The following is a 13645-nucleotide window of genomic DNA, read 5'->3' on the forward strand; positions in this document are numbered from 1 at the left end:
ATGAATTTGAAGCACATTTCATTTTTCATTCTACTAATGTCCGTACTCAATGTATTTGGTCAGCAGCAACCCCAAGGCGGCAGGCAAATAAACATTGTTTACGGCGCCAACTTTACCAAGGACGAAGCGCAATTTCCGGGAGCCTCTATTTTTAGTAAGGACGATGAGCGCCAAGTACAGTTTGAACACCAAGGAGCAGACCTTTGGTGCGATATTGCCATTTTTTATGCGGAGGAAAACCGATTGAAAGCCATAGGAAACATCCGAATGCAACAAGGGGATTCCATTGAAATGAACAGTGGCAAAATGGATTATGACGGTAATTCCAAATTGGCCAAAGCATGGGAAAGTGTCGATTTGACCAACGGACAAATGACCTTGACCACCGATACCCTTTATTTTGACCGTGCGAACCAAAAAGCCTATTATAATTCAGGAGGAAAAGTGGTGGACTCTGCCAATGTGCTTACAAGCCTTATTGGAACCTATTTTATGGAGCCGAAAAAATATCAGTTCCAGAAAAAAGTACATATCGATAATCCCGAATACACCATCGATTCCGAACAACTGGATTATTACACCGAATCGAAAAATGCCTACATGTATGGCCCATCTACCATAACAGGCGAAGAATACAAGATTTATTGCGAACGTGGTTTTTACGACACCACTATTGAACAGGGCTACGGTATTAAGAACACCCGTATCGACTACGACCAAAAAATCATTGAAGGCGATAGCCTCTATTTTGACAAGGCCACTGAGTTTGCCTCGGCCACCAACAACATCAAGATTACCGACACCATCAATAATGGGGTGATTAGAGCCCATTATGCAGAAGTTCACAAAGCCAAAGATTCGGTTTTTGCCACTAAAAGAGCCGTTTCCATCAGCTTGGTACAAAAAGACTCCCTCTATATGCACGGCGACACCCTAATGGTTACGGGCAAAGAAGAGGAACGCGTACTTCGGGCATTCAGAAATGCCAAATTCTACAAAACCGACTTGAGCGGAAAATGTGATTCCATTCATTTTGATGAGGCCACGGGCATTACCCAATTGATAAAAAACCCCGTCTTGTGGAATGTGGATAACCAAATTACTGGAGATAGCATCCATTTGATTTCCGATTTGGAAACGGATAAATTGGACTCCCTTAAAGTGATTGAAAATGCCTTTATTATTTCCTTGGACACCATTAGCGGAACTGGGTATAACCAAGCAAAAGGCATCAATCTTTTTGGGAAGTTTATAGAAAACGAACTCAAAATCATTGACTTGGTGCAGAACACCGAGGTAATTTATTACGTCTACAATGATGATGATGAACTCGTGGGCATCGACAAAACCATCTGTAGTAAAATTCGCTTATTGATGGCCAATAATGACATTGAGGACATCACTTTTTTTGTGAACCCCGATGGTGATATTTTCCCTGAAACCGATTTACCTGTGGAAAGTAGAAAACTCAAAGGTTTTGTTTGGCGTGGTGATGAACGAATCATGTCCAAAGAAGAAATCTTTGACGAGGATGACAACAATATCAAATTGGTGAAAATTCGGGGTATCGACAATCCCATTGACATAGATGCGGAAGAAAATGAGCGTCAAAACAATGAGAACGATCCTATTAATGCTCGAAACACCCAAGGCATAAAACCCAAAAAGCCAGCCCTTAAAAAGAAATCAGCGACCCCTTAATGTCCAACAACGATTTTTACACATATCAAGCCCAAACCTCTCCCCATCCTTTGGGTCTGGAGGTATCGCATGCCAAGGGAAGTTACATTTATGACTTGGACGGCAATGCACATTTGGACTTTGTCGCCGGAGTTTCAGCATGCGGATTGGGACATTGTCACCCCAAAGTGGTTGAAGCCATCAAAACGCAAGTGGAACAATACATGCACGTAATGGTGTATGGGGAATACATACAATCACCCGCAGTTGAGTTCAGTAAATTACTGGCCTCACTCCTTCCAGAAAAACTAGAAACCACTTATTTAGTGAACTCGGGTACGGAAGCCATGGAAGGAGCCGTTAAATTGGCACGCAGGCATACGGGCAGATCGCAAATTATTGCGGCCAAACATGCCTATCACGGGAATACCATGGGCAGTTTAAGTCTTTTGGGGATGGAAGAGCGTAAGAGTGCCTTTAGACCACTGATTCCTGATATTCGACACATTGAATTCAATTTGGAAAGTGATTTGGACAAGATCTCAGAAAAAACGGCTGCTGTTGTCTTGGAAACCATTCAAGGTGGCGCAGGATTTATTCTTCCAAAGGAAAGTTATCTGGAAAAAGTAAGAGCGCGCTGCACCGAAGTGGGCGCGATGCTGATTTTAGATGAAATTCAGCCAGGTTTTGGTCGTACGGGCAAACTTTTTGCCTTTGAACATTTCAATTGTCCACCCGATATTTTGGTAATTGGCAAGGGAATGGCTTCCGGAATGCCAGTTGGAGCTTTTGTGGCTTCCAACGAAATTATGAGCGACCTTCAGGACCACCCAAAATTTGGTCACATTACCACTTTTGGAGGAAATCCAGTGATTGCAGCAGCCAGTTTGGCCACCTTAAAAGAACTTACCGAAACCGACCTTATCCAACAAACCTTGGAAAAGGAAAAATTGTTCCGAAAATTATTGGTACATCCTTTGATTGAAGAAGTTAGAGGCAAAGGATTGATGTTAGCTCCCATTATGAAAAGCAAAGAAATTGCTGATCAACTTGTAATGAAAGCTGCAAAAAATGGACTAATTCTTTTCTGGTTATTGTTTGAACCAAAAGCGGTAAGGATTTCTCCCCCGCTCACCATTTCAATGGCAGAAATTGAAACTGGTTGTAAGCAAATTATCGCCATTTTAGACCAACTTAAACCGAGCACTGTTAACTAATTTGTTGATAACATACCCTAAATCTGGACAAAATTAGAAACGATAAAACCTAATTTTAAGTCCATAGTCAAACCAAAAAAGTTCCTATGGCGTTAGACTCTAACGAATATCCTGACAAATCCATCAATAAATTTGAGTCCATGCTCAAGACGGACGACGTCTATTTTTTTGATGCGGAGGACTTTGAGGAAATTGTACATCACTACCTCAACAACGGCAAAATATCCTTGGGAAAAAAAGCCATTCAAATTGGCTTGGAACAACATCCAAACTCTTTGGAGTTGAAACTGTTACAGGTTGAAATCTTGGCTTTTGAGGATAAATTTGAAGCTGCCGAATTACTATTGGATGAGATTGAGAACATTAATGCCCAGAATGAAGAAGTTTATATTCAACGGGCAAATATCCGTTCCAAACAAGATAAGCACCAAGAGGCCGTAAACCTGCTCTTGGAAGCACTGCACCTAACTACCGAAGCTTTCGATATTCATTCCTTGTTGGGCATGGAATACCTTTTCATGGACAACTATTTGGAGGCCAAACAGAGTTTTATGAAGTGCGTTGAAATTGATGACAGCGACTACTCATCCCTCTACAATGTGGTCTATTGTTTTGAATTTTTGGAAGATTTTGATGGGGCCATTCATTATCTCAATGAATATTTGGAACGCAACCCATACTGCGAAGTAGCATGGCATCAATTGGGGAAAATGTACTATTCCATGGACATGTTCCCAGAGGCCCTCACTGCGTTCGATTTTGCAGTAATCTCTGATGATTCTTTCATTGGTGCTTACTTCGAAAAAGGTAAAGTATTGGAAAAATTGGGCAGGTATAACGAGGCCATCGAGAATTACGAATCCACCATTACGTTGGAAGACCCCACCTCCTATGCCTTCCTTCGTTTAGGAAAATGTCATGAAAAGTTGGGCAACTACGATTTGGCCAAATATTATTATTACCATACAGTCCACGAAGACCCTCTTTTGGATAAAGGTTGGTTGGCCATCACTGATTTCCACTACGGACAAAAAAACTACGATAAAGCACTTTACTACATCAATAAAGCCATAAATATTGATGGAGAAAACCCACAGTATTGGAAAAAAGCAGCCAAAATTTATGCTGCTTTGGATAATTTGGATGAAGCAGACTTCGCTTATAAACAAACTGTGGATTTGGGCAACTATGAATTGGCCACATGGAAAAACTGGGCCGACGTACTTCGAAAAATTGGTGATTTCAATTCTTCCATCCAAGTTTTGCTGCAAGGACTTGAGTTTTACCCAGATAATGCCTATCTGCTGTACAAATTGGCAGGCACCCATTTAAAAAATAACGATTTGGCCGAAGCAAAGCTCACTTTGTCCAAGGCCATGAAGATAGATTTTGATAAATTGCAGGCTTTTGATGAGCAGTTTCCTGAATTCAGTGAAATTGATTGGGTCAAGGCATTGGTTTCCAAAATTGGGAACACCGCCAAATAAGCCCGTTTTTTATCCAAAATCTATGAAACCACGTCGCATACTGGACTATGTCTTTGTTACCCTAAAAGGAATGGCCATGGGGGCCGCAGATGTTGTTCCAGGAGTCTCCGGAGGAACCATTGCCTTTATCTCTGGGATTTACGAAGAACTGATTACTTCCATCAACAATATTGATTTTTCGCTGATATCCATTTTCAAAAAGGATGGCCTAAAGGCCGTTTGGAACAAAGTAAACGGAAACTTTTTATTGGCCCTTTTCTTGGGCATTTTTATCAGCGTGCTTTCGCTGGCAAAGTTTTTAAGCTACTTACTGGAAAACGAACCCATTTTACTCTGGAGCTTTTTCTTCGGGTTGGTTTTGGCCAGTATCTTTTTTGTCGGGAAAGAAATCACCAAATGGAGTCTAGGAACCGTGATTGTATTCATTTTAGGGGCTGTATTGGCCTATTTTATTACAGAACTTCCCGTAAGCGATAACACCGATAGCCTCCCTTATTTATTTCTGTCTGGCGCTTTGGCCATATGCGCCATGATTCTGCCAGGAATTTCAGGTGCCTTTATATTGGTGCTTTTAGGCTCGTACAAAACTATTTTGGATGCCGTTCACGAAAGAGACATCAAAATAATCTTGACCGTTGGGCTTGGAGCTGTTTTTGGACTTTTGAGCTTTGCACGATTGCTCAAATGGATGTTCAACCACTACAAAAACATAACGCTTGCACTGCTCACCGGCTTTATTCTTGGTTCATTAAATAAAATATGGCCATGGAAAAAGGTTTTGGAGACCAAGACCTTTGGAGATAAGACCATTGTGGTGGACGACATGAATGTGTTGCCATGGGCTTTTGAAGGGGACACCAGATTAATGCTTGCCATTGTACTCGCCATCATCGGTTTTTCACTTATTTTTATCCTGGAGAAAGCAGCTTCCAAAAAATAAGAAGAACCAAAAACAGGCCATGCCACAACAACCTAGATCGTTGCTCGACAATTTTTTCTTGGTCATTAAAGGACTTTGCATGGGTGCGGCCAATAAAGTTCCAGGTGTATCTGGTGGAATTGTCGCATTTGTGGGCGGTTTCTACGAAGAATTTATTTACTCCCTTCAAAAACTCAATTCCAAAGCCGTTAAACTTTTGTTCAATGGGCGCTTTAAAAGCTTTTACCAATATACTAACGCAAGATTTTTAGGTTTGTTGATTTTCGGAATGCTGGTCAGTTATTTCAGTGTTTCTCGAATATTGGACTATTTCCTGGAGCATAACGAACTTTTTGTTTGGGCCACCTTTTTTGGTATGGTCATGGGTTCTATATATTATATTGGCAAAGATTTTGCCCATTGGAACAAGCGGACCATTCCGGCTGCAGTTATCGGCTTAGTCATCGGAATCTCCATTAGTTTTTTGAACCCTGCTAAGGAAAACGACAACCTTTTGTTTATTTTCTTCTGTGGAATCATCAGTGTTTCGGGAATGACCTTACCGGGGCTTTCAGGTTCATTTATTTTGATTTTACTGGGCAACTATGTGTTATTATTGGTCGATTCGGTAAATGCGCTTTACGACACCCTATCGGATATTTTTCAATGGGATTTCAGCTTTGTTAAAGACATACATCGCATTCAAACATTAAAGATTTTGGCCATTTTTACCTTAGGTTCGGCAACTGGCTTGGTGACTTTTTCACATTTGCTCAGTTATTTACTTAAGCATTACAAGCACATCACCACTGCTGTTCTCCTAGGTTTTATCACAGGATCTCTTGGAGTGCTCTGGCCTTGGAAAAAGTCGGTTTTTAAATTGGATGGTGCCGGTAACCCACTTTTGGATTCGAATGGCGATAAAATAATTTTAAATTACACGCGACACCTACCCCAAATGGCCGAAGCCGAAACTTGGTGGGCCATTTTATTTATTGTAATGGGGGTTTTGTTATTATTGATTTTGGATTGGTATGGAAACAACAGGAAAGACAACAAACAGGTTCGGGCTGCTCGGTAGAAATATTTCGTATTCTTTTTCACAGGGATATTTCACCCAAAAGTTCAAGGATTTAGGCCTCGAAAATCATTCCTATGAAAATTTCGATATGCAATCCATCGAAGAATTTCCACAAGTCCTTCAACAAGAAAATTTAAAAGGACTCAATGTCACCATACCCTACAAACAAGAGGTAATCCCCTTTTTGGAGGATTTAGACCCAAAAGCTGCCCAAATTGGCGCTGTAAACACCATACAGTTTACCAAAAACGGCCTTAAAGGATTCAATACAGATGCGTATGGGTTTGAGATTTCACTTCGACCCTTTTTAAAGCCACACCACACACACGCCTTGATTTTGGGTACAGGAGGTGCTTCCAAGGCAGTAAAATTTGTTTTGAACGAAATGGGAATTCAAACTACTTACGTTTCCCGAAGCCCCAAACAAGGTCAACTGACCTATGGTGACCTCAATGAGGAAATCATGAAGCAACACACCTTGATTGTGAACTGCACCCCCTTGGGAACTTTTCCCAATATCGAAGACAAACCAGCATTGCCTTATAACCAAATTGGCAACCAACATTTACTGTACGATTTGATCTACAATCCAGAGAAAACAGCCTTTTTAAAACAAGGCGAAATTCAAGGGGCAATCATTTGCAATGGCTTGGAAATGCTGAAGGGACAGGCCGAAAAAGCATGGGAAATCTGGAACAATCCCTAGTTTTATGTTATTTATAAAGAGATATTTTCATTCCACACATCTAAAAACTTCTTCAAAAGAAGAATCAATACTTTTGCTATTAGGCAATTTAGTTGTTAAATTGGCTATAATTATCATCAATCAGTAGCAAAAGAGACTTCTAATGCAGGAAAATGAGCGTAAACTTCAGCAAGAAGCTGAAGGTGGAACAGAACAAATTTCGGAAAAGACCACAGGACAATTGGAAGAGAGCCCAAAGGCCGAGCCAAAAGTGTCTGAAGAAACCACATCCGAAAGTCAAGAGGAAACGAAAATTGAAAAAGAGAGTACTCCTGCTCCTGAAAATACCGAAGCCTCCAAAGATTCCGACGATCATATTGATGAGATTGATGAATCCAACGCTGAGGATGCAGAAGACGAGGATAACGAGAAGCGACACTACATTCCAATGCTAGACTACCATTCCATGTCGCTGGAAAATTTGGTGGGTGAATTACAGCGTTTGGTCAAAAATGAAAAAGTGCAGGCCATTGGCAAGCATGTGAGCTCTATTAAATATGAGTTCGACCAAAAGTTCCAAGAATTCTTAGAACACAAGAAAGAAGAATTTGTTGCCAAAGGTGGGAACGAAATCGATTTTAGATACAACTCGGTAGCGAAACGACAATTTAATGAAGTCTATTCCGATTATCGTGAAAAACGCGACCACTACTACAAGCAGTTGGAACAGTCCTTAAAGGACAACCTGCAAAAAAGACTTGACATTATCGAAGAGCTCAAGGGGCTAATTGATATTGAGGAAGACATTAACACTACCTATAATAACTTTAAGGACCTGCAACACCGGTGGAAAAATGCAGGACCCATTCCCCGCACCAACTACAACGATGTTTGGCGCACCTACCACCACCATATGGAAATCTTCTACGATTTTCTGCATTTAAATCGCGAATTGCGAGATCTGGATTTTAAACACAATCTGGAAGAAAAGCAAAAGTTGGTTGAAAAGGCGGAAGCGTTGGTCAACGAGCCTGACCTTGGAAAAGCCTTCCGTGAACTTCAGACCCTTCACAAAATTTGGAAAGAGGATATTGGACCTGTTGCCAAGGAACACCGAGAAGAAATTTGGGACCGTTTTAGCAATGCCACCAAAGCCATGCACCATCGCAGACAGGAGCATTTTCAAGAACTGGAAAAGGTATACGAGGTTAACTTGGTCAAAAAACAAGAAATTATTTCCTCCATCGCCAAAATTGCTGAAAATGTTGCAGATAACCACAGAGGCATTCAAAAACAAATTAAGGAGGTTGAAGAACTTCGCGAATCCTTTTTTAAGGCCGGAAAAGTACCCCAAAAGGTAAACGAGGATACTTGGAGCCAATTTAAAGATGCCGTTCGACAGTTTAACCGTAACAAGAATGCGTTTTACAAAAACCAGAAAAAAGACCAACAACAAAATCTGGAGCGCAAAAAAGAATTGCTCGAATTGGCTGTTTCATTAAAAGATAATGATGATTGGGCTTCGACCACTCCAGAAATGAAGCGCATACAAAGTGAGTGGAAGAAAATTGGACATGTGCCACGAAAGTATTCCGATAAAATCTGGAACGAGTTCAAAAATGCCTGCAACCATTATTTCGACCGTTTGCACTCAGAACAAAATGAGGCCCACAAAGAGGAGTTCGAAAACTTCAAGAATAAAAATGCTTGTTTGGAGCGCTTGAAAAAATTTCAACTGAGTGGCGACAAGAAGAAAGACTTGGAGGAATTAAAAGGGTTCCTGGCTGAGTGGAAGCAATTTGGTCGCATTCCTTACAACAAAAAACACATCAACAGCAAGTTCAATAAAATAATGGATGCCCTGTTCAAAAAAATGGGCATTAGTCGACAAGAATCCGATTTGCTTCGTTACGGCAACAAGGTACAGGAATTGGCCAAAACTGAGGATAATCATGCTATTGGCAATGAGCGCGTTTTCATTAAACGAAAAATGAATGAAATCAAGGCTGATATCCGTCAATTGGAAAACAACCTACAGTTTTTTTCCGGGGATTCCGAGGACAACCCATTGGTAAAACAAGTGGTCGATAACCTGAACAAGCAAAAGGATGCTCTTCAAACTTGGAAAGAAAAGTTGAAAAAGCTGAACATATTGGAGCACAAGCTCAATAAAGAAGCCGAGGAAGAGGATGATATAGCTGGCGAAGAGGAATAAATTCCCATTACTCATTCATAGCACTAAATAATCTTTAAAAAGTAATTGATAAGGTCGGTTGTGGTAACTATTCCCTTTAGTTTACTGTCGTCCACGACGGGTAGCGCGTGAAACTCTCTTCTTGACAAGGTTTCTGCGACTTCACGAATAGTGGTATCCGAGGTAACACAAACCACATCGCTTACCATCACTTGCGGAATGTTGAACATATTATAAACAATGGTGTCCACAAATTCTTCATGTTCGTCTACCGCGTCAGCAAAGCTGATGCGCAACAAATCGGTATAGCTCAACATTCCTTTGATAGTTTTTCCTTCCACCACAGGAATATGCCGAATATGATGTTTTTTGAATAGCTTTTCAGCAGTAACCAAATCATCTTTTGGGCTCAGCGTAACCAACTTTTTGGTCATGATTTTTGAGACAGGAACACCAGTTTTCATCTTTCCAAATTTTAAAAATTCCTTGAATGAAGTTAGTGCAAACCAACTTTGGAAAGTATGACAAATATCAGCCCGTCAATTAATTCACACTGTGTTGAATATTCCCATATTTACTCAAAATGGGTGTTCACTTACAATTTTAAGCGCTTCACCCCTTTTTCTTGTGAAAAACCAGAGGAATCAAAATCTTTACCACTTTAAAAAACCAAACCTCCATACCATGAAAAACTTTTTTGTTTTAGCGCTGTTTTTACTTTGCAGTGCCTTTTCATTTTCCCAGTCGTATTATGAAACTAGTTGGATAAGTGGTGAAGTAAAATACACCGCTCTAGTTGTTTTCTATGAAGAAGATGAAGCATTTGTACGGGTAAAGTACTACACCAACGGATCAGATAGAGTGTCCGGGTATAACTGCACCTACAAAACTTTTACAAAATCAGATGGCACAACCGGCAGGTATTTGGACGGTAATGATGCGTACATGGTGCAGGGACCATCAAATGCCAGCTATAGCGCTGACAACTTTTACCTTGAAGAAAACAATGGTACGTACACGGCGTACACCGCAGATGACAATGCATTTGAAGGAGGGGATTTCACCCAGACCATGAAACCTATGCTGTATTGGATTAAATTGAATCCAGAAGCCCTTACAAGAGGTTATTTAAACGATTTTATCGATGAGGATGAAGACCTTTTCCGTTTGCTGTTGTATTTGAATAAAGGGGAATTATCGTTCCCTGTGGAAACCAATGCAGTTACTGTACTTGCCCATGGCATGGATGAAAACCCTATCTGGGTCACGGTTATGGATAAAAATTACAACGCCCCTTTCTCCGAACAAAAAATAAAGAAATCGACCGAATTCCCTGGCCAATGGATCAAGCAAGAATGGGATAATGGTTTAAATATATCGACGTTTGATTACGATGAAAGCAATGATCAGTTTGTCGTTTTGATGAGTAAAGGCAGTAATTTGCAGCCCCAAGCTTGGAATAAAACCGATTCATTTCCACAGGATTGGGTCCGTGAAAAATGGGATGAAGGCTACCAAATCACTTCAATGACTTACGGCAAAGGGAACTGGTATCTTGCCATGAATAAAAACACAGGTTACACTTATCAAAGATGGAAGACCAGTAAAGAGCTACCAAGAGATTGGATCATTGACAATTGGAACGAAAACTACGCCATAACATCTGCAACTTACGGGAATGGTCTTTGGGCCCTTACCATGTCTTCGGGATCAAACTTAGGGGCACAAACATGGAAAACAGACAGCACCTACCCTGTTGAATGGATACAAGAACGTGCCGACAAAGGGTATTCCATAACCACAGTAACTTATGGTGACGGCATGTGGCTTATAGTAATGTCAAAAAATGACACCCTTACCACCAATAAGTCCACCACCCAAATCGATGAAATTCCTTTTACGTGGATATTAGAAAATTCTACAAATAATTAGACAAATTACTTGGCCACATTCACTGAACGTGTTTCTCGGATCACCGTAACCTTAACTTGACCAGGATACGTCATATCGGTCTGTATTTTTTGTGAAATCTCGAATGATAGTTCGGCGGCTTTGTCGTCGTTCACTTTTTCACTTTCCACAATCACTCGCAGCTCCCTACCTGCCTGAATGGCATAGGCTTTCTGCACCCCGTTGAATCCAAAAGCAATATCCTCTAGATCTTTCAACCTTTGGATGTAAGAATCCAACACCTGTCTTCTAGCTCCAGGGCGCGCACCACTAATGGCATCGCACACCTGAACAATGGGAGATATTAGGGTGGTCATTTCTATTTCGTCGTGGTGGGCACCAATTGCGTTGCACACCTCTTTCTTTTCTCCATATTTTTGAGCCCATTGCATTCCCAAAATGGCGTGAGGGGTTTCCACTTCCACTTCGGCCATCGGAACTTTTCCGATATCGTGAAGTAAACCAGCACGTTTCGCGATTTTTGGATTTAAGCCCAATTCTGCGGCCATTACCCCACAAAGTTTGGCAACCTCTCTGGAGTGTTGCAATAGGTTTTGACCGTAAGAGGAACGATATTTCATACGTCCAACCGCCTTGATCAATTCTGGGTGCAATCCGTGGATGCCCAAATCGATTACGGTACGTTTTCCTATTTCGGCAATTTCCTCGTTGATTTGTTTTTCGGTCTTTTTCACAACTTCCTCGATACGGGCAGGGTGAATTCTACCATCGGTCACCAAGCGGTGCAACGATAAACGGGCCACCTCTCTTCTAACCGAATCAAAACAGGAAAGAATAATAGCTTCGGGGGTATCGTCAACAATAATTTCCACTCCCGTTGCTGCTTCCAGCGCACGAATGTTTCTACCTTCACGACCAATGATTCTACCTTTTACATCGTCCGATTCCAAGTTGAACACGGATACACAGTTTTCCACTGCCTCTTCGGTACCAATACGCTGTATGGTGTTGATCACGATTTTTCTTGCCTCCTGCTGTGCGGTAAGTTTGGCTTCTTCCAAGGTATTTTGAAGATAGGCCATAGCATCGGTCTTCGCTGTTTCTTTCAACGATTCCAATAATTGCGCTTTGGCATCTTCTGCAGACAATCCGGAGATGACCTCCAATTGCTGCACTTGGCTTTTGTGCAATTTTTCCAGTTCGGCGTGTTTCTTTTCAAAGATCTCGCCTTTGTAATCAACTTCTTTGATTTTCTCCTGAAGTTGGTCGTTCAATTTTTTGTTCTTGGCCAACTCACTGCTCACCTGAGACTCTTTATCTCGAGTACGCTTTTCGGCTTCAGCAATTTTTTTATCCTTGTTGATGATGACCTTTTCGTGCTCGGCCTTTAGTTCCAAAAACTTTTCTTTGGCCTGAAATATTTTATCTTTTTTGATGCCCTCACCTTCTTTATTGGCTTCTTTTAAGATATCTGCAGCTTCTTTCTTTGCATTGGCAATGGTCTTGGAGGCCTTGCCTTTCTCCATCATTTTTGCAATTAAAAAACCGATGGCCAACCCTACAACGGCTGCTACGGCTATTACTGTGACATTATCCATGTTTGACTATGTTTAGTTAAAAAAAAAGCCCACATTGACCGAAGTTTTGTACAAACTCCTAATAACAGGTTTAGGGCTAACAGCCTGATCAAGGATCCCTATACGAGTAGGGCCTGCTTTTACAGACTAAACTCACCCTCCTTAATTGTAATAGTGTTGAGTTTGTCAAAAAATTAATACCAATGTGGGCAGTAACAATATTTTATTTAAAAGAACTTATTCCCCTAATTTGGAGTGCACCAACTCGTCCAATGCCTTTAATCGCTGCATAGCAGCTTCGGTAATTTCGGATTGGTCTATACCTCCTTGCTCAATTTTGGATGCAAATTGCAGGGCACACATGGCCAGTACATCTTGCTTATCCCTAACGGCATAGTTTTGCTCAAACTTTTTCACCAAGTTTTCTATGTTCTTGGCTGCTTTTCGTAAGCCCTCTTCCTGCCTTGGGTCAATTGTCAGGGGATATACCCTATCAGCAATGGAAAGCTTTATTTTGAGCTTTTCGTCCATAATATCAGTACAAATTAATCCGCCAACTTAGCTATGCAAACATCCAGTTCGCGAATCAATGTATTTATTTTGAGCTTAGCTTCTGTTTTACTCGTATCACTACCCAGCATTGTATTTGCCATTTTTAACGAATTGTATTTTTCTTCCCAATCCATTAGTGCTTGCTGTTTGGTATTGTTTTCCTCTTTTAAGAGGTCCAATTCTTTTTCTAATTTGGCGTTTACTTGGTGCAATAGCTCCATTTTGTGCAGCAATTTGCTCACCTTATTCTCCAAAGAATCCACAATCCCAACTAGTTCGCTCATATATGCAAACAACAATGCGTACTACACAAAGTTAACCAACCTCGGACAACCTCGCAAT

12 protein-coding genes and 1 other RNA gene are annotated in these 13645 nt (G+C 41.0%); 8 read left to right on the plus strand and 5 right to left on the minus strand.

Annotated elements, in window-relative coordinates; all coding sequences use genetic code 11:
* From ABT310_RS01305 to ABT310_RS01335, 7 genes are all read left to right on the plus strand, one after another.
* A complete protein-coding gene (locus ABT310_RS01305) occupies positions 1–1701 on the plus strand; it encodes an OstA-like protein (RefSeq protein ID WP_375324967.1) in 1701 nt (566 codons plus the stop codon).
* The gene (locus ABT310_RS01310; protein ID WP_375324968.1) at positions 1701–2897 is read left to right on the plus strand and encodes an aspartate aminotransferase family protein; all 1197 of its coding nucleotides are present in this window, start codon (positions 1701–1703) and stop codon (positions 2895–2897) included. Before ABT310_RS01305 ends, ABT310_RS01310 begins: the two co-directional genes overlap by 1 nt.
* 86 nt (positions 2898–2983) lie before the next feature.
* Entirely contained in the window at positions 2984–4384 is a 1401-nt protein-coding gene (locus tag ABT310_RS01315; protein WP_375324969.1) for a tetratricopeptide repeat protein, read from the plus strand.
* Between the two features lie 22 nt (positions 4385–4406).
* Positions 4407–5324: a DUF368 domain-containing protein gene (locus tag ABT310_RS01320; RefSeq protein WP_375324970.1), complete on the plus strand. Its 918-nt coding sequence runs from the start codon at positions 4407–4409 to the stop codon at positions 5322–5324.
* A gap of 19 nt (positions 5325–5343) precedes the next feature.
* Positions 5344–6384, plus strand: a complete 1041-nt coding sequence (locus ABT310_RS01325; protein ID WP_375324971.1) for a DUF368 domain-containing protein — start codon at positions 5344–5346, stop codon at positions 6382–6384.
* The gene (locus tag ABT310_RS01330) at positions 6338–7090 is read left to right on the plus strand and encodes a shikimate dehydrogenase family protein (RefSeq protein ID WP_375324972.1); all 753 of its coding nucleotides are present in this window, start codon (positions 6338–6340) and stop codon (positions 7088–7090) included. Before ABT310_RS01325 ends, ABT310_RS01330 begins: the two co-directional genes overlap by 47 nt.
* 142 nt (positions 7091–7232) lie before the next feature.
* Positions 7233–9284, plus strand: a complete 2052-nt coding sequence (locus ABT310_RS01335; RefSeq protein WP_375324973.1) for a DUF349 domain-containing protein — start codon at positions 7233–7235, stop codon at positions 9282–9284.
* A gap of 23 nt (positions 9285–9307) precedes the next feature.
* Here the strand turns inward: ABT310_RS01335 and ABT310_RS01340 are convergent, their stop codons facing one another.
* Complete coding sequence (locus tag ABT310_RS01340) at positions 9308–9727, minus strand: CBS domain-containing protein (RefSeq protein WP_375324974.1); 420 nt, start codon at positions 9725–9727, stop codon at positions 9308–9310.
* Between the two features lie 220 nt (positions 9728–9947).
* Between ABT310_RS01340 and ABT310_RS01345 the strand changes: the two genes are divergently transcribed.
* Positions 9948–11195 (plus strand): hypothetical protein, encoded by a 1248-nt coding sequence (locus ABT310_RS01345; protein ID WP_375324975.1) that lies wholly within the window; start codon positions 9948–9950, stop codon positions 11193–11195.
* A 5-nt stretch (positions 11196–11200) separates the two neighbouring features.
* Here ABT310_RS01345 and rny read toward each other — a convergent pair whose 3' ends face one another.
* From rny to ABT310_RS01365, 4 genes are all read right to left on the minus strand, one after another.
* Complete coding sequence (gene rny, locus ABT310_RS01350) at positions 11201–12772, minus strand: ribonuclease Y (RefSeq protein ID WP_375324976.1); 1572 nt, start codon at positions 12770–12772, stop codon at positions 11201–11203.
* A gap of 52 nt (positions 12773–12824) precedes the next feature.
* A non-coding RNA gene (ssrS, locus tag ABT310_RS01355) (6S RNA) lies at positions 12825–12934 on the minus strand.
* Between the two features lie 54 nt (positions 12935–12988).
* A complete protein-coding gene (locus ABT310_RS01360; protein WP_375324977.1) occupies positions 12989–13282 on the minus strand; it encodes a cell division protein ZapA in 294 nt (97 codons plus the stop codon).
* A gap of 14 nt (positions 13283–13296) precedes the next feature.
* A complete protein-coding gene (locus tag ABT310_RS01365) occupies positions 13297–13587 on the minus strand; it encodes a hypothetical protein (protein WP_375324978.1) in 291 nt (96 codons plus the stop codon).
* Positions 13588–13645: the final 58 nt, after the last annotated feature.

It is taken from the genome of Flagellimonas cixiensis (genome assembly GCF_042134615.1).
GTDB lineage: Bacteria > Bacteroidota > Bacteroidia > Flavobacteriales > Flavobacteriaceae > Flagellimonas > Flagellimonas cixiensis.

What these genes read in the sequence shown, in the direction of transcription:
- ABT310_RS01305 (WP_375324967.1), top strand. Translation starts at nt 1, where the DNA reads ATGAATTTGAAGCACATTTCATTTTTCATTCTACTAATGTCCGTACTC.
- ABT310_RS01310 (WP_375324968.1), top strand. Translation starts at nt 1,701, where the DNA reads ATGTCCAACAACGATTTTTACACATATCAAGCCCAAACCTCTCCCCAT.
- ABT310_RS01315 (WP_375324969.1), top strand. Translation starts at nt 2,984, where the DNA reads ATGGCGTTAGACTCTAACGAATATCCTGACAAATCCATCAATAAATTT.
- ABT310_RS01320 (WP_375324970.1), top strand. Translation starts at nt 4,407, where the DNA reads ATGAAACCACGTCGCATACTGGACTATGTCTTTGTTACCCTAAAAGGA.
- ABT310_RS01325 (WP_375324971.1), top strand. Translation starts at nt 5,344, where the DNA reads ATGCCACAACAACCTAGATCGTTGCTCGACAATTTTTTCTTGGTCATT.
- ABT310_RS01330 (WP_375324972.1), top strand. Translation starts at nt 6,338, where the DNA reads ATGGAAACAACAGGAAAGACAACAAACAGGTTCGGGCTGCTCGGTAGA.
- ABT310_RS01335 (WP_375324973.1), top strand. Translation starts at nt 7,233, where the DNA reads ATGCAGGAAAATGAGCGTAAACTTCAGCAAGAAGCTGAAGGTGGAACA.
- ABT310_RS01340 (WP_375324974.1), bottom strand. Translation starts at nt 9,727, where the DNA reads ATGAAAACTGGTGTTCCTGTCTCAAAAATCATGACCAAAAAGTTGGTT.
- ABT310_RS01345 (WP_375324975.1), top strand. Translation starts at nt 9,948, where the DNA reads ATGAAAAACTTTTTTGTTTTAGCGCTGTTTTTACTTTGCAGTGCCTTT.
- rny (WP_375324976.1), bottom strand. Translation starts at nt 12,772, where the DNA reads ATGGATAATGTCACAGTAATAGCCGTAGCAGCCGTTGTAGGGTTGGCC.
- ABT310_RS01360 (WP_375324977.1), bottom strand. Translation starts at nt 13,282, where the DNA reads ATGGACGAAAAGCTCAAAATAAAGCTTTCCATTGCTGATAGGGTATAT.
- ABT310_RS01365 (WP_375324978.1), bottom strand. Translation starts at nt 13,587, where the DNA reads ATGAGCGAACTAGTTGGGATTGTGGATTCTTTGGAGAATAAGGTGAGC.